19 protein-coding genes are annotated in these 19,058 nt (G+C 63.0%); 1 reads left to right on the plus strand and 18 read right to left on the minus strand.

Annotated features, from left to right (window positions below; translation table 11 throughout):
- Positions 1 to 10 precede the first annotated feature (10 nt).
- Positions 11 to 763 (minus strand): SDR family oxidoreductase, encoded by a 753-nt coding sequence (locus Q1A85_RS10195; protein WP_299688073.1) that lies wholly within the window; start codon positions 761 to 763, stop codon positions 11 to 13.
- A 199-nt stretch (positions 764 to 962) separates the two neighbouring features.
- Here Q1A85_RS10195 and Q1A85_RS10200 point away from each other — a divergent pair, with 199 nt between their 5' ends.
- Positions 963 to 1,994 (plus strand): L-idonate 5-dehydrogenase, encoded by a 1,032-nt coding sequence (locus Q1A85_RS10200; protein WP_299688076.1) that lies wholly within the window; start codon positions 963 to 965, stop codon positions 1,992 to 1,994.
- On the opposite strand, the gene Q1A85_RS10205 is transcribed toward Q1A85_RS10200, so the two are convergent.
- From Q1A85_RS10205 to Q1A85_RS10285, 17 genes are all read right to left on the minus strand, one after another.
- Entirely contained in the window at positions 1,991 to 2,407 is a 417-nt protein-coding gene (locus Q1A85_RS10205; protein ID WP_299688079.1) for a heme-binding protein, read from the minus strand. The genes Q1A85_RS10200 and Q1A85_RS10205 overlap by 4 nt on opposite strands.
- The gene (locus Q1A85_RS10210) at positions 2,404 to 3,327 is read right to left on the minus strand and encodes an SMP-30/gluconolactonase/LRE family protein (RefSeq protein WP_299688082.1); all 924 of its coding nucleotides are present in this window, start codon (positions 3,325 to 3,327) and stop codon (positions 2,404 to 2,406) included. Before Q1A85_RS10210 ends, Q1A85_RS10205 begins: the two co-directional genes overlap by 4 nt.
- 12 nt (positions 3,328 to 3,339) lie before the next feature.
- A complete protein-coding gene (locus Q1A85_RS10215) occupies positions 3,340 to 4,038 on the minus strand; it encodes a cytochrome b561 domain-containing protein (protein WP_299688084.1) in 699 nt (232 codons plus the stop codon).
- A complete protein-coding gene (locus tag Q1A85_RS10220) occupies positions 4,038 to 4,967 on the minus strand; it encodes a carbohydrate ABC transporter permease (protein ID WP_299688087.1) in 930 nt (309 codons plus the stop codon). The genes Q1A85_RS10215 and Q1A85_RS10220 overlap by 1 nt, the downstream gene beginning before the upstream one ends.
- Positions 4,967 to 5,878, minus strand: coding sequence for a sugar ABC transporter permease (locus Q1A85_RS10225; protein ID WP_299688090.1), 912 nt, complete (start codon positions 5,876 to 5,878; stop codon positions 4,967 to 4,969). The genes Q1A85_RS10220 and Q1A85_RS10225 overlap by 1 nt, the downstream gene beginning before the upstream one ends.
- 59 nt (positions 5,879 to 5,937) lie before the next feature.
- Complete coding sequence (locus Q1A85_RS10230) at positions 5,938 to 7,269, minus strand: extracellular solute-binding protein (protein WP_299688093.1); 1,332 nt, start codon at positions 7,267 to 7,269, stop codon at positions 5,938 to 5,940.
- Between the two features lie 27 nt (positions 7,270 to 7,296).
- On the minus strand, positions 7,297 to 8,385 hold the full coding sequence (ugpC, locus tag Q1A85_RS10235) for a sn-glycerol-3-phosphate ABC transporter ATP-binding protein UgpC (RefSeq protein WP_299688096.1): 1,089 nt from the start codon (positions 8,383 to 8,385) through the stop codon (positions 7,297 to 7,299).
- Between the two features lie 112 nt (positions 8,386 to 8,497).
- Complete coding sequence (locus Q1A85_RS10240) at positions 8,498 to 9,529, minus strand: LacI family DNA-binding transcriptional regulator (RefSeq protein ID WP_299688099.1); 1,032 nt, start codon at positions 9,527 to 9,529, stop codon at positions 8,498 to 8,500.
- Positions 9,530 to 9,609: 80 nt separating this feature from the next.
- Positions 9,610 to 11,094, minus strand: a complete 1,485-nt coding sequence (locus Q1A85_RS10245; RefSeq protein WP_299688101.1) for an aldehyde dehydrogenase family protein — start codon at positions 11,092 to 11,094, stop codon at positions 9,610 to 9,612.
- A gap of 71 nt (positions 11,095 to 11,165) precedes the next feature.
- Positions 11,166 to 12,434 carry an organoarsenical effux MFS transporter ArsJ gene (gene arsJ / locus Q1A85_RS10250; protein WP_299688104.1) on the minus strand — a complete coding sequence of 423 codons (1,269 nt, stop codon included), beginning with the start codon at positions 12,432 to 12,434 and terminating at the stop codon, positions 11,166 to 11,168.
- Positions 12,435 to 12,460: 26 nt separating this feature from the next.
- Positions 12,461 to 12,904 carry a hypothetical protein gene (locus Q1A85_RS10255; protein ID WP_299688106.1) on the minus strand — a complete coding sequence of 148 codons (444 nt, stop codon included), beginning with the start codon at positions 12,902 to 12,904 and terminating at the stop codon, positions 12,461 to 12,463.
- A gap of 29 nt (positions 12,905 to 12,933) precedes the next feature.
- Positions 12,934 to 13,926, minus strand: a complete 993-nt coding sequence (locus Q1A85_RS10260) for an ArsJ-associated glyceraldehyde-3-phosphate dehydrogenase (RefSeq protein ID WP_299688109.1) — start codon at positions 13,924 to 13,926, stop codon at positions 12,934 to 12,936.
- A gap of 105 nt (positions 13,927 to 14,031) precedes the next feature.
- Entirely contained in the window at positions 14,032 to 15,951 is a 1,920-nt protein-coding gene (locus Q1A85_RS10265; protein WP_299688112.1) for a beta-galactosidase, read from the minus strand.
- Positions 15,948 to 16,778: an SMP-30/gluconolactonase/LRE family protein gene (locus Q1A85_RS10270; RefSeq protein ID WP_299688115.1), complete on the minus strand. Its 831-nt coding sequence runs from the start codon at positions 16,776 to 16,778 to the stop codon at positions 15,948 to 15,950. The genes Q1A85_RS10265 and Q1A85_RS10270 overlap by 4 nt, the downstream gene beginning before the upstream one ends.
- Positions 16,778 to 17,383 (minus strand): 2-dehydro-3-deoxy-6-phosphogalactonate aldolase, encoded by a 606-nt coding sequence (locus Q1A85_RS10275; protein WP_299688118.1) that lies wholly within the window; start codon positions 17,381 to 17,383, stop codon positions 16,778 to 16,780. The genes Q1A85_RS10270 and Q1A85_RS10275 overlap by 1 nt, the downstream gene beginning before the upstream one ends.
- The gene (locus Q1A85_RS10280; protein WP_299688121.1) at positions 17,380 to 18,270 is read right to left on the minus strand and encodes a 2-dehydro-3-deoxygalactonokinase; all 891 of its coding nucleotides are present in this window, start codon (positions 18,268 to 18,270) and stop codon (positions 17,380 to 17,382) included. The genes Q1A85_RS10275 and Q1A85_RS10280 overlap by 4 nt, the downstream gene beginning before the upstream one ends.
- Positions 18,270 to 19,040, minus strand: a complete 771-nt coding sequence (locus Q1A85_RS10285) for an SDR family oxidoreductase (RefSeq protein ID WP_299688124.1) — start codon at positions 19,038 to 19,040, stop codon at positions 18,270 to 18,272. Before Q1A85_RS10285 ends, Q1A85_RS10280 begins: the two co-directional genes overlap by 1 nt.
- Positions 19,041 to 19,058: the final 18 nt, after the last annotated feature.

Below are 19,058 nucleotides of genomic sequence, written 5' to 3' on the forward strand. Positions count from 1 at the left end.
CTCCAGATGATCACAGCGACGCGGTAATCCCGCCATCGACATACAGGGTGTGCCCGTTCACAAAGCTCGACGCATCCGAGGCAAGGAACACAGCGGCACCCACCAATTCGTCCACGTTGCCCCAGCGCCCTGCGGGCGTCCGTTTTTCAAGCCACGCGCTGAATTCTGGGTCGGCGACAAGCGCCGCGTTCAGCGGCGTGTCGAAATAGCCCGGCGCAATCGCGTTACACTGCAATCCGTGCCGCGCCCAATCCGTCGCCATTCCCTTGGTCAGGTTGCCCACAGCGCCTTTGGTGGTCGTGTAAGGGGCGATGCCGGGCCGGGCGAGCGCCGTTTGCACGCTGGCGATGTTGATGATCTTACCCGCACCCCGCCCGATCATATGGCGCGCGCAGGCTTGACCCACGTGAAAAACGCTGGCCACATTGGTCTGCAACAGCTTTTCGAAGGCGTCCGCCGGAAAATCCTCAAGCGGGGTGCGGTGCTGCATCCCCGCGTTGTTGATCAGGATGTCGATCGGGCCTATGTCGGCTTCGAACGCATCGACGGCTTGGCGAACGCCATCATGGTCAGTCACGTCGAAAGCCAGCGTTTCACGGATGCCAAGTGCGTCCGCCGCCGTCTGCAACTTTGCCGCGTCGCGCCCGTTCAGGACCACCGACGCGCCCGCCTCTGCCAACCCCTTGGCCAAGGCAAAGCCGATGCCTTGCGACGATCCGGTGATCAGCGCGCGGCGCCCTTCGAGTGAAAAGAGTTTGGTCATTTTGCCCCCCCCGGCTGCCGCAATGCGGGCTTGCGACTTCGAAACGTTACCGGTAACATGTGACCGGTAACATAGATTGTCAATCAGGTATTTCCCGGCACTTTCCCGCGCCGATCCGTGCCGCAGGACTTACCCCGGATTGCGCCCAAGTCCAATCGCCGCCACGTTGGATACAAGCCCACTTGCAAAGGAACAGCACATGAAGGCCATCGTCGCCCACGCCGCCAAGGACCTGCGGGTCGAGACCCGCGATTTGCCCGTGGCGGGACCGGGCGACGTGCTGGTTCAAATTGCGCGCGGCGGCATCTGCGGTTCGGATCTGCACTATTACAGCCACGGCGGTTTTGGCACGATCCGCCTGCGCGAGCCTATGATCCTTGGGCACGAAGTGTCGGGGCGCATCGCAGATATCGGCGCGGGCGTCGATGGGCTGGAACGTGGACAATTGGTAGCCGTGTCGCCGTCGCGGCCCTGCTACGGCTGTTCCTATTGCCTTGAAGGGCGGCAAAACCACTGCGTGAACATGCGGTTCTATGGCTCTGCGATGCCGTTCCCACATATTCAGGGCGCGTTTTCGGAATACGTGGTGGCCGACCCGCGCCAATGCGTGCCCGCGGATGGGCTGGGTGCGGGTGAGGCTGCGGTGGCCGAACCGCTCGCCGTGGTTCTGCACGCGGCCCGCCGGGCCGGTGATCTGATGGGCAAGCGCGTGCTTGTCACCGGGTGCGGCCCGATCGGACAGTTGGCCGTTCTGGTCGCGCGCGCCGCCGGTGCGGTCGAGATTGTGGCCACGGATGTGACCCCGTTCACCTTGCAAAAGGCGCAAGAGGTGGGTGCGGACGCGGCCCATAACGTCGCTGCGGATACCGATGCATTGTCGCCCTACACCAGCGGCAAGGGCACGTTTGACGTTCTGTTCGAATGCTCCGGCGTGGCGGCGGCCTTGGCAGGCGCGGTGCCCGCCATGCGCCCCGGTGCGATCGTGATGCAGCTGGGGCTGGGTGGGGATATGAGGCTGCCCATGCAGGCCATGACCGCCAAGGAACTGGACCTGCGCGGGTCGTTCCGGTTTCATGCCGAATTCTTCACCGCCGTTCAAATGATGCAGGCCGGGCGGCTCGACGTCACGCCGCTGATCACCCATGCGTTTCCAGTGGACGATGCTGTCGCGGCCTTTGAAATGGCGTCCGACAGGACTCAAGCGATCAAAGCGCAAATCGCGTTTTCCTAAAGGTCGGCACCGATGGCCGCGAGGGCGGCTTGCGCCACTTCGACATCCTGATCGGCACTGCCGGACCCCACGCCTATTCCACCGACCAAGGTTCCGCTCACACGGATCGGCAGCCCACCGCCAAGGCCGGTGACGGCATCCTGCGTGGCCGCCGCGATGGCGGGCCGGACGGCCTCCGGGATCGTGCTGCTGGGCGCACCGATGGAGGCGGCGGTGCGGGCCTTGGTCCGGGCGCTGCGACGGCTCAGGTATTTTGCACCGCTCATCCTGATCTCGCCCAAGGTTTCGCCGCTGGCGTCCACGATGACAATGCATTGCGGCTGCCCCATCTCTTCGGCCTTGGCCACGGCGGCGTGCAGCATCGCCATGACACCGGAATGGGTCAGCGTAAGCGTCGAAGCGACATAGGTCATAGCGGCGACACCCCATTGACGTTCAGGTAAATGGAGTAAAGCGACGTGGTCCCGCAAATGAACAAACGGTTCAGCTTTGGGCCGCCAAAACAGACATTGGCCACCATCTCGGGAATGTGCACCTTGCCAATCAGCTTGCCCGTCGTGTCGAGGCAGTGCACCCCGTCCGCCGCAGAGGTCCAGATGCGCCCGTCCGTGTCGCAGCGGAACCCGTCGAACAGCCCTTCGGTGCAGGTCGCAAACACCTCGCCGCCCGACAGCGTGCCATCGGGCGCAACGGAATGGCGGCGAATGTGCTTGGGACCGTTTTCGTGATGCGTGGCACCGGTATCCGCGATGTACAGCAGGCTTTCGTCCGGCGAAAAGGCCAAACCGTTGGGTTTCAGGTAGTCGTCGGCGGCTATGGCGATCTCACCTTTGGGCGAGACACGGTAGACGTGGCAGGCGCCGATCTCACTGTCGGCCCGCGCCCCTTCGTAGTCCATCAGGATGCCATAGCTGGGGTCGGTGAACCAGATCGAGCCATCGGATTTGACCACCACATCATTGGGCGAGTTCAGACGCTTGCCGTCATAGCGATCCGCGATGACGGTGATGCTGCCATCATGTTCGGTGCGGGTCACGCGCCGACCAAGGTGTTCACAGGACACCAGCCGCCCTTGCCGGTCAAAAGTGTGCCCGTTGGTGTTGTTCGACGGCGCGCGAAACACCGACACTGACCCATCTGTTTCGTCCCAGCGCAGGATGCGGTTGTTCGGAATGTCGGACCACAGCAAGTAGCGCCCTGCCGCAAACCACACAGGCCCCTCGCTCCACCGCGCCCCTGTCCACAGCCTCTCGACGCGGGCATGACCCACAAAACAGGCCTCGAACGATGGGTCGATCACCTCGAACCCGGTCCCCTCAATCACGCCAAACATCTGTGTCTCCGTTCACTCTCCGGGTTGCGGGCCGGAAGGCCTGCGGATGCCCCAGCCGATGGGTTTGCGCCGGTTGCCGGGATGCTCTGCCCCCGGTCCCCAGATCGCCTGATACGTATCAATCGCATAGCCACGACGTTGCAGGCGGATCGCAGCAATCGCAAGGGTCAACCACCACAGCCCAAGGCTCAGCCACATCCATACGGGTGCGTTTGCGTGCCACATCCCCAGCGCGACCGTGATCATCGCGATCACCAACAGCGCGTACCCGGCCAGCTTATGCACCCATTCGAACGTCACCCGCCACGGTGTCATGTCGTAATGATCGCCGCGTATGTCCGCGTCACCGGGTCCCCCCTTGGTGCCGCGAAAAAGGCCAAAGCCGACCTGCGCCAGCGCCAACACCAACACGGCATACCCCAGCCGCCCGTGCAGGTTCAGATCCCTCGCCCCGCCAAAGACCAGTACGATCCCGAACACAGTCAGACCCACGACCAGCGTCTGGCCCAGCCAGTGGCTCCGCCACCACACCTGATTGTCCAACTCGCGCGGCCAGTCCTGACCGGGCATCACCTTGAAATAGCGCGCAATCAATACCGCCAGGGGGGCCAGCAATCCCCAGGCCAGCACCATTGCGCGCCCGTGCCACGACACCACCCAGCCCACCTCGTGCAGGCGGGATGGGTCTATGGGGGCCAGCAGCCAATCCATCAGCCTTTCACCGCACCTGCGGTCATGCCGGTGATGATTTGCCGCGATGCCAGAAGGGTAAAGATGATCGGCGGGATAGCCAGCAACATCCCGGTGGCCATGATAACGCCCCACTCCACATTGAACTCGGACATGTTGTTCACGATCAGGATCGGCACGGTCTTGGTGTTCCGGTCCGACAGGGCCGAGGCCAGCAGGTATTCGTTCCACGCAATGCGAAAGGTAAAGATGGCCGCCGCTGCGAGACCGGGTTTGATCAGCGGCAGCACCACTTTGAAAAACACCTGAAACGGTCCTGCCCCGTCGACGCGCGCCGCCTCTTCGAGGCTGCGGGGGACCTGCACGATGAAACTCTGCAAAATCCAGATCACAAAGGGCAGGTTCATCGCCACGTAGATCAGGATAATGCCGGAATGTGTACCGGCGAGGCACACATCCCCGCGCCCGCCAAAGCTGTCGCGGATCGCTCCGCCAATCAGCCCGTCCTTGTCGAGACAAAATTCGTTGTTCCACAACCCAAAGACCGGCACCAGCAGCACAGCAGGCGGCACCATGCGCACCATCAGCGTCGTGATCGACACCGTGTCGCGCCCCATGAACCGGAACCGCACCAGCGCATAGGCCGCCATGGACCCGATCACCAGCGTCAGCACTGTCGACACCAGCGCGATGATGATCGAGTTGATGAACGCCCCGCCGAATTTGAGCGAACAGAAATCGAGGTGTTCAGGCTCGTACCACAGCACGTCACACAGCGCAGTTTCATAGTTCTGGATCGTGGGCAGGAACAACAGGCCCGACGTGCCCGAGATGATGTCCACATCCAACTTGAACGAATTGGCGAACATCAGCAGCACGGGGCCCACCGACATGAACACCAAAAGGGCGATCACGGCAAAAAAGGCCGGATTGGCGCGTTGGTTCTGCATCAGCTTGCCTCCTCCGCGGCGGCGCGCACCCGGGCGGCACGGGCCTCTTGGATCCGGGTAAAGGCGAACATGGCGACGGTCAGCAGCAACAGCAGGATCAGCAGGTAGTTCGACATGGCCGCAGCCACCCCCAATTCGCGGAATTCGGTCGCAGTCCGGCTGATGCGCAGGGCAAGAATCTCGGTGCTCAGCCCGGGTCCGCCATTGGTCATCACAAGGATAACCTCCAGCACCTTGAACGCGTCGATCAGACGAAGCAGCCCGGTGACGATCAGCACGGGCATCATAAGCGGCAGCTTGATGTGCCAAATTTGCTGCCACGGCGTGGCCCCGTCGATGCGCGCGGCCTCCAGCGCCGAGCGCGGCAGCGATTGCAGGGCCGCCAGCGACAGGATGAAGATGAACGGCGTCCATTGCCAGATGTCGGCAATAATGATGGAGGTCAGGGCATAATCCCCCAGCCAGTCCACCTTGGGCAGGCCGATGCTTTCGAGAAAGCGGTTAAACGTGCCAATCGTGGGATGGTACATGTAGCGCCACATCAGGCCCACAACGACGGGGGCGATCATCATCGGCAGGATGAACATGGTGCGCAGCACGGACATGCCGCGAATGTCACGATCCAGCAGCAGGGCCAGACCAACCCCAAGCACCATCTCGATCGAAACCACGAAAAAGGCAAAGCGCAGCGTGACGCCAATGCTTTCGCGGAAATTGGGATCGTTCCATAAGGTGATGTAATTCTTGAGCCCGACAAACTCGGCCTCGCCAATGGACTGGCTCGGGTTCCAGTCGCGAAAACTGCCCCAGATCATGTAGCCCAACGGGTAAAGCAACGCGATGGCCATGATGACCATGGCCGGGGCCATGAACATGTAAGGCGACAGTCGGTTCACGCGGGCGATGGACATGGGATGCTCCGAAGGCAAAGGGAGGGGCGCGGCAGACGCGCGCGCCCCTCAAGGGAGGATTACTGCCAGGTGTAGTAGCCGGCCTCTTCCATCACGGCGCGGGTCCGTTCGGCCACGCCATCCAGTGCCTCCTGAATGTCGAGGTCTTCGGTCAGCACTTTGGACATGGTGGTGCCAATGTCGGCGTTGATCTTGCCCCAGACGGGGATGATCGGACGCCAGTCGGGATCGGCATATTTCAGCGCTTCACCAAAGGTCGCAGCGAACGGGTATTTTTCGTTCAGCCCCGCATCCTGATAGGTGGAGAAGCGCGATGGGTTGCCACCCTCCATGGCCACCATCAGATCACCCTGCTTGGAGGTCAGCCACTGCATCAACAGGAACGCCGCTTCCTTGTTCTCGGCGTTTTTGGGGATCGCAATGCCGAAACCACCGGTCTGGCTGCCGCGCCGCACGCCCTTGGGGTGCATGGCATAGCCAACCTTGCCCACAACTTGGCTGCGGTCGGGGTTTTCAAAGCCGGGCATGAACGCGATGGAATCGAGGAACATGGCTGCATCCCCATTGGAGAACGCGTTTGCCGCCTCGGATGGGCCAAAGCTCATTGCGCCTTCGGGGCCGCAATCCACGATGGTTTTCAACGCGTTGGCCGCCTGCACACCGGCGTCGTTATTGATGATCGGGTTCCACGCGTCGTCAAACACACGACCACCCAGCGGGGCAAGATGCAGAAGGAACGCATGGCTCGCTTGGTGGCCCGAGGCCGCGCGGGAGGCCATGCCGCCCATACCCGGCTCAAGCTCGGGGATCTTGCAGGCCGCGTCCAGAAGCTGGTCATAGGTTTCGGGTTCCGCGATCCCGTGCTTTTCAAAGATGTCCTTGCGATAGGCCAGCACGGACGTCTCGGAGCCGAACGGAATACCGAACAGCGACCCGGTCGGGCCCGGCAAATAGCCCTTGGCGCCGCCCGCGACACCGATGTTCTGCACATAGCCGTCAATCAGGTCTTCGGCGTCATAGTTCGGGTCGGCCAGCTTGGGGTTCATGAAGTACTTGGCGAGGTTCTCCAACTGGTCGGCGAACACGTAATCCGCCTTGGAAAACACCACATAAGAGATCAGGTCATATTCGCCTTCGTCCTGCGCCAGTTCCAGCGTCTGGCGTTCGCGCATTTTCAGGTAGGGCAGTTGGTCCACTTCGACCTCGATGCCGGTTTCCTTGGTGAATTCGGGCAGCACCTTCATCGCGGCGTTGTAGTGCGGGTGCGCGGGGAAGTTCACGACCAGTGTCGTGCCCGCATATTCCGCATAAGGGCCACCGTGACCGTCGGCATAGGCCGCCCCGGTCATAAGCAGCGTCGCCGCCACCCCTGTTTTCAATGTCTTAAGCATAGTTTCCTCCCATTGCTTTGTCGTCGTTCAGATCGCCGCCTCGGTCTGGCGGTCAAACAGGTGAATGCGGTCCGGATTGGCCGCGAATGTCAGGGTTTCGCCCATCGCCATAGGCGTTTCAGAGTTCATTTCGACGGTGACAGTGCTGGCGCCGCACTGGCACAGCAGCACCGATTGCGCGCCCACGTATTCCGACACCTGCACATGCAGTTCCAATGCCGCGTCTGCGGGGGCATCCTCGGCATAGCTCAGGTCAGATGGGCGCAGGCCCAGCGTGACGGCACGTGCGCCATGGGCCTTGGCCGCTGCGGCCTTGGCCTCTGGCAGGCGCAGTTTGAACCCGTCGCCTGCCACAAAGGCCGCGCCGCTTTCTTCGACAATATCACCGTCGAGAAAGTTCATCGGCGGCATCCCGAGAAACCCCGCCACGAACTTGTTGGCGGGCCGCTTGAACAGCTCTTCGGGGGTGCCCTGCTGCTGGATGTAGCCGCCGTGCATGACCACAATCCGGTCGGCAAGCGTCATCGCCTCGATCTGGTCGTGGGTGACGTAGATCATGTTTTTCTCGACCTGCTGGGACATCAGCGCCAGTTCGGCGCGCATCTGGCCGCGCAGCTTGGCGTCGAGATTCGACAGCGGCTCGTCAAACAGGAATATGCCGCTGTCCTTGGCCAACGCCCGCGCCATGGCCACACGCTGGCGTTGCCCGCCCGACAAGGCACCGGGTTTGCGTTCCAGAAAATCGGTCAGACCCACAAGGCCCGCCACTTCGCGCACCTTGGCGTCGATCTCGGCCTTGGGCCGCTTCGCCAGTCGCAGCGCAAACGAGATGTTCTGCGCGACGTTCATATGCGGGTAAAGCGCATAGTCCTGAAACACCATCGCTAGGTTGCGGTCCTTGGGTTCCAGATGCTTGACCGGCTGGTCGTCGATGTAGATTTCGCCGTCCGACACATCCTCCAGCCCCGCGATCATCCGCAGCGTTGTAGACTTGCCGCAGCCCGACGGCCCCACAAGCACCGTGAACTCATTATCGGCCATCTCCAGCTCAATTCCATGCAGCACCTCGACGTCGCCATATCGTTTGACGAGCCGATCCAGGCGGATTGCTGGCATGTGACACCTCCCTCGTGTTACCGGTCACATTTGCGCATTGTGACCGGTAACACAAGGAAATTCTCGGCCCGGTTTTGCGCGATATGGTAGCGCTATTCAGGCCCGAAATCAGTTACTTGGTGCTGGAACGCAAGTTAGGGGCAGGATGGATATTGATGCGCACCGGCGCGGCGGAGCCGTCCTTTTGTTCCAGCAACTGGCCGATCAGCCGCCCGGCCTCGCGCCCGATTCGCTTGGAATCAACGACCACAGTCGAAATCGACGGCGAGGCAAAACGCGAAACCTCGAAATCGCCGAAACCGGCGACGCCCATCTGCTCAGGCACCGCGACACCACGCGATTTCAACGCCGATTGCACGCCAAACGCCGCCGCATCCGACACGCAGAAAATGCAATCCACGTCCGGGAAACGTTCGAGCAATGGATCAAGTGCCGCCGCGCCGTCCTTGATGCTCATCGGCGGCTTGCCAACGGGCAGAACGCGGTCGGCAGGAAGGCCTGCCTGCTCCATCGCCTGCCGAAACCCTGCGCGCCGCGCCGCGCCGCGCGTCCAGTCGTCGCCGTCCTCGCACAGGAACACCAGCCGTTTATATCCCGCGTCAAGCAGCGCACGCGTCATCTCTGCCGCGGCCTCCCGGTTGGAAAACCCGATCGTGTGCCCGATCGGCTCTTCGGGTCGCTCCCATAGCTCAATCACCGGCACCGAAGCCTCGGACAACAAGTGTACCGTGCGATCCGAATGCCCGTCATAAGACAGCACAATCGCCTCCGGCCTGCGGCGCAGCATCGCCTCGACCAGTTGTTCCTCGCGCTCAGCGGAATAATCCGTGTGGCCCAGCAGGATTTGCTGGCCAATCACTTCCAGCTCTTCGGTCAGCGCCTGTACCGTCTCGGCAAAGTGCAGGTTGTTGAGCGACGGCACGAGCACAGCCACAAAACCCGACCGCTTGGTCGTCAGGCTGCCCGCCATTTGATCGGGGACATAGTTCATGTCCCGCACGACCTTGAGGATACGCTCGCGGGTTTCCTGCGATATGGGGCTGTCCTTTTTCAGCGCGCGCGACACCGTCATACGCGACACGCCCGCCGCCCGCGCGACGTCGCGCATGGTCACTGTTGCTTTGTTGCGCTCGGGGTCCGGCACGGTGTTTCCCGCTATTGGTACCGGTCACACATAGCGGCCCCTGTCCGGGTCAGGCAAGGGCTATGGCCGCACCGGGCCGCTCAAAGAGCGATCCATGCAGTCTTGAGATTGCGGAATTTGTCCAGCGCGTGCGGGCTCTTGTCATGGCCATTGCCGGACTGTCCGTGCCCGCCCAGCGGCACGGTCACGTCTGCCCCGCCATAGGTGTTTACATGCACCACGCCCGCGCGCAGGCGGCCCACCATCCGGTGCGCCCGGCTGATGTCACGGGTGAATACGCCTGCGGCCAGGCCATAGGCCGTGCCGTTGGCAAGGGCTGTCGCCTCGTCCTCGGTGTCGAATGGTTGCGCGGCCAGCACGGGGCCAAAGATTTCGTCCTGCACCAGCGCGCTGGTCTGCGGCGCGTTGTCAAAGATCGTGGGGCCGACATAGAAGCCGCCCGTGTCGGCGTGCAATTGCTGTCCGCCGGTGCGCAGCTCTGCGCCTGCTTCTTGTGCCGCGCTACAGGCTGCAAGGATTTTGTTCAGCTGCGTTTCAGACGCAATCGCCCCGGCTTGCGTGCGCAGATCAAGCGGGTCGCCCACACGCATGTTCTCTGCCGCCTCAACCAGCAGGTCTACAAATGCCCGGTGCACGGACCGTTCCACCAGCACGCGCGCGCCTGCGATGCACACCTGCCCGCTATCGCGGAAAATGCCCCCCGCCACGGCCCGCGCCGCCGCGTCAAGGTCGGCATCTGCAAAGACCACGCAAGGCGACTTGCCCCCCAGTTCCAGATAGACCCGTTTGAGGTTTGACTGTGCCGACGCCTCCAGCAGCCGTCGCCCGACAGTCCCGGACCCGGTAAAGGCCAAAACGTCGACATCCATATGCCGTGCCAGCGCGTCCCCCGCCGCGGCACCGGTTCCCGTTAAGATGTTCAGCACGCCGTCCGGCAGCCCCGCCGCCTGCGCGATGTCGCCCAGTCGCAGCAGCGACAACGACGCCACTTCTGCCGGTTTCAACACAACCGTGTTGCCCGCCGCCAAGGCCGCGGCCACCTTCCAAGCGGCGATCATCATCGGGAAATTCCATGGCACAATCGCCCCTACGACGCCCACGGGTTCCTGATGCACCAGCCCCAGCGCGCCGGGGGCGGTGGGTGCGATCTGGCCATATTCCTTGCCGCAAAGTTCACCGTAATACCGAAAGGTTCCGGCTGCACTCATCGGTTCGGCCTTGAACGCCATGGCGATTTCCGTGCCGTTGTCGCGCACGCCCAGCACCGCCAGTTCCGCCGCGTGATCGGCGAGGGCGTCACCGATCCGTTGCAGGATACGCCCCCGTGCCATCGGCGCCATCGCGGACCAGCGGCCATCGTCAAACGCGGCCCGCGCGGCTGCCACCGCCCGGTCCACATCCTCGGGCCCGCTGGCTGCAATGCGGGCCAGTGCCGTGCCATCAATCGGGGAAATACTGTCGAGCGTTGCCCCACTGGCCGCCGGGACGTGTTGGCCCCCGATCAGGTTCATGCCCTCGCCGACCGGTGCCGCACGCAGCGCATTGATTTGGGCTTGGTCGATCATCGGGTGCTCCTTTGTCGGTTCACTATATGAACCGAGGGTTCACAGCACTGTCCCCTGCCCCGCCGGCCCTGTCAATTGGCAGGGTGATCGGCAATGCGCCCGATGCAGGCCCAACTGGCCACGATCATCAGCGCCGCCACGCCCAGACACAGCGGCACGCCGCCCCATTGGTAACTCAGACCCGACAGCACTGTGCCGATGAGCCGTCCCACGGCGTTGGCCATATAGTAAAACCCCACGTCCATGGTCACCCGTTTTGCGTCCGTGAAGGCGAGGATGAGGTAGGAATGCAAGGACGAGTTCAGCGCAAAGAGCACGCCAAAGACCAGAAGCCCGGCCACAATGCTGACCGTCAGCCACGGCGCGGGCGCGCCCGCCCACCATGCCGCCAGTGCAAGCACCGCCGGAACAAGGAACAACGTACCGACCCAGAACCGCGCCGCCCCGGCAAGCTCTGCTGCGGTTCGGTCCTTGCTGCGCAGCACGGCCGGGGCTTTGGCCTGCACCGCGCCATAGAGGATCACCCAAACCGCCATGAAGATGCCGATCATGAAAAACGCCGCGCGTTGGCCGTCTGGCGTGCCATCACTCAGAACCGAGTAGAAATAGATCGGGATGCCCACGACAAACCACACGTCCCGCGCGCCAAACAGGAACATCCGCGCCGCACTCAGCCAGTTTACGCGCGGGTTTCTGGACAAGACCTCCCTGAACTTGGCGTCCTTGCGGCCTGCGGGCAATCCGCCCGGCATACGCCACAGGACCAAAGCGAGGATCAACGCAAGCACCGCCGCCATGCCCAGCACAGAGGCCGTGAACCCGAACAGCGCCAGCGCACCCGCGCCCAGCAGAAACCCAAACCCCTTGACCGCATTCTTGGACCCGGTCAGCAGCGCCACCCAGCGAAACAGGCCATCGCCATCAGGCGGGGCCAACAACTTGACTGCGGATTTCGACGACATCTTGGCCAGATCCTTGGCCACGCCCGACAGCCCCTGCACCGACATGACAAAGACGACCGAGGCGGCCATGGACCAGGTCGGATCCAACTGCGTCAGCGCCAGCAGCGCCAGCACCTGAAGGCCGAGCCCGGCATATAGGGTCGAGGTCAGGCCAAACCGCGCGGCGATCCACCCCGCGCTCAGATTTGTCACAACCCCGGCCACTTCGTAGAGCACAAAAAGGTAGGCCAATTGCACCGGGGAAAACCCCAGACTGTTGAAATGCAGCAGCACCAGCATCCGCAGCGCGCCATCGGTCAGCATGAATGCCCAGTAGGCCGCCGTGACAGCGACATAGGCTGCAAATCCGTCAGGCCGGTCAGACAGGGGCGGTGACATCTGTAATCCGGTCCTCTGGCATGGGGTCAGGCAGTTTTGCGCTTGAACAGCACGTCCGGGTGGCTGCCAAGTTTGTGCGTATCATCTTGCCCTAAGGAATAGATTTCCAAAGAAATCGGACGGCGCGCACCAGCAAGGGTCAACCCGATGCTGTGATCGACACAGGTGTGAGCGTCCGGACGGTCTTGGTCATCAATGATCATGTCCCCGGAGGTCAGGCCGAACTGACCCATGTCCCACAAAGCGAGCTGTCCGTTAGAAAAGACGAGGCCGCCAGCGGCGTCGAAGCCTTGCCCGCAGCTTTTGATCTGCGCCAACAAGGCTGACACGTGAGGTGCGGCGGCTTTGATCCCTCCGGCTGTGATGAGTGCCATGCCCGTGACCACAACGTCTTGGGCCACTTTACCGCCGATCTGGTGCAACCGCTCTGGCGGGACGTCCTGCGCCTGCACCTTGGTCGCAGCGATCACGCTGGCCGCTGCCGCGCAAACTGCCCGTCTCAAATGCTGTTCCCCACCATCTGAGCCACATCGACCAGACGATGGGCGTAACCCCATTCGTTATCATACCATGCGTAAATCTTCACCTGCGTGCCATTCACGACCATGGTCGATGGCGCATCCACAATGCTGGATCGCGGATCGTTGGTGTAGTCGGTCGAGACAAGGGGGCGCGTCTCGTAGCCCAGGATACCGTTCAGAGGTCCGTTGGCGGCGGCTTTGAACAGCGCGTTGACCTCTGATACTGTGGTGGCCCGCTCCACCTCGAACACGCAGTCGGTCAGGGACGCGTTCAGCAGGGGCACACGCACCGCATGGCCGTTCAGCTTGCCGGTCAATTCCGGGTAGATCAGCGTGATTGCGGTGGCCGACCCTGTTGTGGTGGGGATCAAAGCGTTCAGGGCCGAACGTGCGCGCCGCAGGTCCTTGGCCGGGCGGTCCACGATGGTCTGGGTGTTGGTCACGTCATGGATCGTAGTGATGGAGCCGTGGCGTATCCCCAACCCTTCGTGGATAACCTTGACCACCGGAGCAAGGCAATTGGTGGTGCAGGACGCTGCCGTTACGATCGCCTGTCCGGTGTAGGCATCGTTGTTCACACCAAAAACGATATTGGCCGCGTCGCCGTCTTTGACCGGGGCGGACACAACCACCTTTTTCACGCCAGCGGCAAAATATGGGGCCAGTGCCGCTTGTGTCTTGAAAGCGCCGGTGCAGTCGATAACCACATCGACACCATCCAGCGGCAAGGCGTCCAGCGACCGCTCTTGGAATACAGGCAGGGGTATTCCGTTCACGGTTATACCGTTGTCATCACTGGAAAATTCCGCGTCCCAGCGCCCGTGGACCGTATCGAATTCAAGCAAATGCGCGTGCATGGCCGGATCACCCACCGCGTCATTGATCCATGCGAGGGTGCATCCGCGTTCCAGCAACGGTTTCAGCGCGAGCTTTCCGATACGGCCAAGACCGTTGAGGGCGTAGGTGGTCATAGTGTCTCCGGTATTGGCGCGGCACGCCCGCGATGTGCTGCGGGGCTGCCTGCTCTTGCCATGGCGACGTAACACATTTGTAACAGTCCAGGAATTGACTGGTCGTTACTTTGGCAAGCGGAGAACGCCAGCAGGATCAAGCGTTTGGCCGTCAATCTCTACCGCTTGTGTGCTGTAGTTGAACCAGAACATGTCGTCCCCCGTCTCGCGGCGGCGCACGCCTTCGGGCATATACGCCACAGCAAGGTCCGGCACCAGCGCGCGGATGAGCGCCATATGCGCCACGTCATCGCCCCACGCGGCCATATATGTCGCGCGGTCGCCACATGCGACGGCCACGGGCGTGCCGTCCGTCGTCTGCATCAGGGTTGTCCCGCCGCCTTCGACCTGTTCGAGGTAGCTGTGAATGCGGCCCACGGGTTCAAGTGCCACGGGCATATCCGGTCGCATGGATTGCACCCGCGATACCGTCAGGTCGCTGCCCGGCCATGCGGGGGGCAGCGGTGTGGGGATGTTGAAATCAGCGTCCCGCGCCCCGGTGCGTGGGCCGACAATCACCTGACCTGGTGCGGCGGACAAGGCGGTCTTCAGATCGTCGGGCATGTGCATCATGCCCGGTGCCAGCACGAGGGCATAGCCATCAAAGCGACGGCAATCTGCGGACAGGATATCCACCGACAGGCCCAGCTTGCGACACGCCTTGTACCAGTCAAAAACCAGACCGAAATAGCTCAGCCCGACCCCGTGCGGTTGCACCGCCCACGCCGCATCCGCATCATAGTCAAAGAGGATCGCAACCGGAGCCTGCACTGGCGTCACATCCGGCGAAGCCTTGAGTTCCGCGGCAACCGTCTCAGCCTCCGCAAAGGCTTCGGCCGCGACCGAGTCGGGCCGCAAGAGACCGGCGTGCATCTGTTCCTGCGCAAAGGGCGCTTGCCGCCAGCGGAAATAGCACACGGCTTCGGCCCCGTGGGCAAACGCCTCCCACGTCCAGAGGCGCACCATGCCCGGCAATGGCGCGGGGTTGTAGGGGGCCCAGTTCACCGGGCCGGGCTGCTGTTCCATGATCCACCAGCGGCCGTCCTTGCCAACCGCACGGTAAAGATCGTGGTGAAAGGCCTGAAAATCCGGATCGCCCTGCCGTGCATAGGCGCGCTGATGTTCTGGCGTTGCACCCACCCGGTCCTCCAGAAAGCCAAGCGGGTAGCTGTCCCACGACGCGATATCGAGGTCCGCGCCCATCTGGAAGTGGTCGAAATCGGTGATGCGGCCCATGTAATTGTGCGCGATGGGCGCATCGGATTGCGCGCGAATGATCTCCACCTGTGCGCGGTTGAACTGCACAACCTGATCGGACGAAAAGCGGCGGAAGGCGTGTACATGCGCGGGGTTCGGTTCGGTCACGGTCAGGTTTGGCAGGCCGATCTGGTCGAAATCGTCGTAATCCATGGACCAGAACACATTGCCCCACGCTGCATTGAGCGCGCCGATATCGCCGTCATTGCCCTGCCCCGGAAACCGCGCCCGCAGCCACTGGCGAAATGCGCCGCGGGCGGCATCCGAGTAGCTGAAGATCGTGTCATGACAGCCGTATTCATTGTCCGTCTGCCACGCGGCCACATGCGGGTTCGCGCCATAGCGTTCGGCCATGGCGCGGACGATCCTGCGGCATTCGTCGAGGTAGCCCGCGTGGGAAAAGCAGTAATGCCGCCGTGATCCGTAGCCACGAGGCCGCCCGTCGGCATCGACGGCCAGCATGTCGGGGTGTTTCGCCACGACCCAGGCAGGCGGCGTCGCTGTGGGCGTGCCCAGGACGACGCGCAGGCCTGCGGCCCCCAGCACGTCGATCGCGCGGTCAAGCCAGCCCCAGTCGTATTGCCCCGGCGCGGGCTCCATCCGTTTCCAAGCAAATTCACCGATGCGCACCCATGTGAGGCCAAGATCGGCCATGCGGGCAGCGTCCTGTGCCCAGATCTCTTCGGGCCAGTGTTCGGGGTAATAGCAGACCCCAAGCGTGCGTTTCATAGGATCACCTGATGCTCTTGTTGCCCCTGCACGCCCACTTCAGCGGCAAAGGTATAGCCCGCGTTCGGGACGTTCAGCCCATCCGCGGCGGTTGTGACATAGAGTGTTGTGCCCGCAAATGCCGGACAGGTTGTCTGCGGCGTGGGCACGGATACGGCGCGCAGGAATGTGCCGTCGGGCGCGTAGCAGGCCACCCGGCCTGCGCCCCATTGCGCGTTCCACAGGTTGCCTGCGGCGTCTACGACCGCACCGTCGGGATTCAAACCGTCGCTCCGCAGGTCTACGAAGACTTGAGGTTCACCTGCGGGCCAGCCGTCGGCATCGAGGGTGACACGCTGGATAGCTTGCGAAAACGTGTCGGCAAAATACGCCGTCCGCCCGTCCGGCGCGAAACAGATCGCGTTGGAAATCGTGATCCGGTCGAAAAGCTGGCGCAACTCGCCCCTGTAGTATCGGTAGATGGCTCCTGCATAGGGCTCGGCCTTGATCCCCATCGTGCCAATCCAGAACCCGCCCTGCGGGTCTGCGCGCCCGTCATTGGAGCGGGTGATGGGGTTGTCCGCCTCGAGCGGGACAACCAGTTCCCGCTCCACCGTGCCGATGGTGTAGCGCCAGAGCCCTGTGGCCGACGCCATCAAGAGCGTGTCGCGGTCCACCCAGCCTGCGGCAGAGACAAATTCGTCGAACTGCCAGCCGCCACCCGAATTGTCCGGCCCCTTGGCAAAAAGGCGCATTCCCAGAATATCAAACCAGAACAGTTGCTTGCGCAGGGGGTGCCACAGTGGTCCCTCGCCCAGGGCGCACAGCACATCGCTATAGACCTCCATCAGGCGGCTGCGTCGTATGCGGCCACCATCTCGGCAGCGCGGGCAGCCACCACGTCCACGGACAGGCCGGGTTTATAGAGCGCCGAGCCAATGCCGAAGCCGGTGATCCCTGCGCCCAGCCAATCCGCAAAATCCGCAGCCCCCACACCGCCCACGGCATAAGTTTTGGTGCCCTTGGGCAGCACAGCGCCGATGGCCTTGAGCCCTGATATCCCCAGATGCGAGGCCGGAAACAGCTTGAGCCCGTCGGCACCGGCGTACAGGGCGGCAAAGCATTCGGTCGGGGTCATCACGCCGGGATAGCTGAGCATCCCGGCCTGTTTCGTTGCAACGATCACGGCGGCGTTGGCGTCGGGTGACACGACCATATGCGCGCCCATCTGATGCAGCCGTTCGACGTCGCGCACATCGAGAACGGTGCCCGCCCCGATCATCGCCACGTCGCCGTGGGCATCCAGCATTTTTCCAATACTGTCAAACGGTTCGGGTGAGTTCAGCGGCACTTCGATCCGGGTGATCCCGGCGGCGACCAGCGCGTCGGCCACCGGGACAGCCTCGTCCGGGGTGATGCCGCGCAGGATGGCAATGATCTCTCGGTCGCTCATGCGGCCTCTCCTTGCAATTGCGCGTAAGCCGCGGTGAGACCGGCCAGCGTCATATCCTCGGCATCGGCCATCTGCGTTGGCACGCCTTGTGCGCTCAGCGCTGTGGCATAGGCCGCCGACAATGCCTTGGCCCCGACCAGCGCCACGGCCTGCCCCAGCCAGTAGGGGCGCATCGACGCCAGTTCCGCCCCGATCAGCAGGCCCGACAGGCGGGCGCGGGCCGCATCACCGGGCAGAGCAGTCAGCAACCCTTCGGCCCGAAGCGAAAACAGCGACGCAGCCAGCGTTTCCGGGCGTGACAGCGTCTGGTCGACGCCGGTGGCAAAGGCCTCTGCATCCCACCCCTGCCCCATCGAATGGCGCAGCACGGACTGCTGCGACAACAGCGCGAACATCTCGCCTGTCATGGCGGTGCGAAAGCTCACAATCTCGCCCGCGCTGGTATGCACCCATTTGGTGTGGGTGCCGGGCAGGCAGATGATGCCGTCAAAGCCGGGGTTGCGCGCGATGAAGCCTGCGATCTGGGTTTCCTCGCCGCGCATGACGTCGGCGGGGTTGTCCTGTTTGACACCGGGGAGCACACGCACGTCCAGATCGGTGCCGGGCACGGACACCGCGGTGTGGATCGTGGGTGCGGCGCAGGGCACGGTGGCATAAGGTGCCTCCGCCCAGCCCTGGCGCGAGCCGACCATGCCGCAGGCCAGCACCGGCACGGGCAGCGCGTCACCCACCAGCGCGCGCAGCGCCGGTTCAAAGCCATTGCGGTCCAGCCCGCCCATCCCGTCAGCCGAGCTGCGGCGGTCCAGCACCGTACTGTCGCGTCCCATCAGCCACGCGCGCAGATGCGATGTCCCCCAGTCCACAGCGATCCAGGCCACGTCCCCCATCAGCCCGTCACCACCACGCCGCCGTCAATCACCAGCGCCTGACCCGTCATCATGCGCGAAGTGCCGGACGCCAGAAACAGCGTGGCGCCCACGATATCGCGCGGCTCCAGATGTTCCTTGAGGCACTGGCGCTCCATATGCGCCTCCAGCCCTTCGGGCGTGGCCCACATGTCCAGTTGCTTTTGCGTCAGCACCCAACCGGGTGCCAGCGCGTTGACCCGGATTTTGTCCGGGCCGAACTCGCGCGCGAGGCTGTGGGACATGGCCGTAATCGCCGCATTCGCGGCCGTATAGATCGGATAACCTGCGTTCCCCATCATGTAGCTGACCGAGGAAAAGTTGATGATCGACCCGCCGCCTGCGGCCTGCATTCCCGGGATCACTGCCTGACAGGCAAAGAAATAGGCCTTTTGGTTGATCGCAATCATCCAGTCCCAGAATTCGCTGTCCACATCGAGCGTCGCATGGCGTTTGTCATTGGCTGCATTGTTCACCAGCACGGTCACCGGTCCATGCGCCGCTGCCGCCTGATCGATGCAAGCGCGCAGCCGGTCGGTGTCGGTGACGTCACATTGCATGAACAGGGGACGCGCGCCGTGCTTGGCCTCCATCTCGTCGCAGAATGCGGTCGCATCGGACCGGCCCACGAACGCCACCTTGGCCCCCTGTTCCAAAAACCCTTCGGTCAGCGACGCACCAATGCCGGAGCCGCCCCCGGTGATGAACACCGAAGCACCGGCAAGGTCGTGGAATGTGGCTGTCTCTTTCATCGGTCTTCTTTCGTTTTG

The sequence above is a fragment of the uncultured Tateyamaria sp. genome, from assembly GCF_947503385.1.
Taxonomy (GTDB): Bacteria; Pseudomonadota; Alphaproteobacteria; order Rhodobacterales; family Rhodobacteraceae; genus Tateyamaria.

Coding starts and splice junctions, on each gene's coding strand:
- ugpC (WP_299688096.1), bottom strand. CDS start 8,385: ATGCCAGCAATCCGCCTGGATCGGCTCGTCAAACGATATGGCGACGTC.
- Q1A85_RS10280 (WP_299688121.1), bottom strand. CDS start 18,270: ATGGGGGACGTGGCCTGGATCGCTGTGGACTGGGGGACATCGCATCTG.
- Q1A85_RS10205 (WP_299688079.1), bottom strand. CDS start 2,407: ATGACCTATGTCGCTTCGACGCTTACGCTGACCCATTCCGGTGTCATG.
- Q1A85_RS10200 (WP_299688076.1), top strand. CDS start 963: ATGAAGGCCATCGTCGCCCACGCCGCCAAGGACCTGCGGGTCGAGACC.
- Q1A85_RS10220 (WP_299688087.1), bottom strand. CDS start 4,967: ATGCAGAACCAACGCGCCAATCCGGCCTTTTTTGCCGTGATCGCCCTT.
- Q1A85_RS10245 (WP_299688101.1), bottom strand. CDS start 11,094: ATGATCGACCAAGCCCAAATCAATGCGCTGCGTGCGGCACCGGTCGGC.
- Q1A85_RS10260 (WP_299688109.1), bottom strand. CDS start 13,926: ATGACCACCTACGCCCTCAACGGTCTTGGCCGTATCGGAAAGCTCGCG.
- arsJ (WP_299688104.1), bottom strand. CDS start 12,434: ATGTCACCGCCCCTGTCTGACCGGCCTGACGGATTTGCAGCCTATGTC.
- Q1A85_RS10225 (WP_299688090.1), bottom strand. CDS start 5,878: ATGTCCATCGCCCGCGTGAACCGACTGTCGCCTTACATGTTCATGGCC.
- Q1A85_RS10215 (WP_299688084.1), bottom strand. CDS start 4,038: ATGGATTGGCTGCTGGCCCCCATAGACCCATCCCGCCTGCACGAGGTG.
- Q1A85_RS10285 (WP_299688124.1), bottom strand. CDS start 19,040: ATGAAAGAGACAGCCACATTCCACGACCTTGCCGGTGCTTCGGTGTTC.
- Q1A85_RS10275 (WP_299688118.1), bottom strand. CDS start 17,383: ATGAGCGACCGAGAGATCATTGCCATCCTGCGCGGCATCACCCCGGAC.
- Q1A85_RS10195 (WP_299688073.1), bottom strand. CDS start 763: ATGACCAAACTCTTTTCACTCGAAGGGCGCCGCGCGCTGATCACCGGA.
- Q1A85_RS10230 (WP_299688093.1), bottom strand. CDS start 7,269: ATGCTTAAGACATTGAAAACAGGGGTGGCGGCGACGCTGCTTATGACC.
- Q1A85_RS10270 (WP_299688115.1), bottom strand. CDS start 16,778: ATGGAGGTCTATAGCGATGTGCTGTGCGCCCTGGGCGAGGGACCACTG.
- Q1A85_RS10210 (WP_299688082.1), bottom strand. CDS start 3,327: ATGTTTGGCGTGATTGAGGGGACCGGGTTCGAGGTGATCGACCCATCG.
- Q1A85_RS10265 (WP_299688112.1), bottom strand. CDS start 15,951: ATGAAACGCACGCTTGGGGTCTGCTATTACCCCGAACACTGGCCCGAA.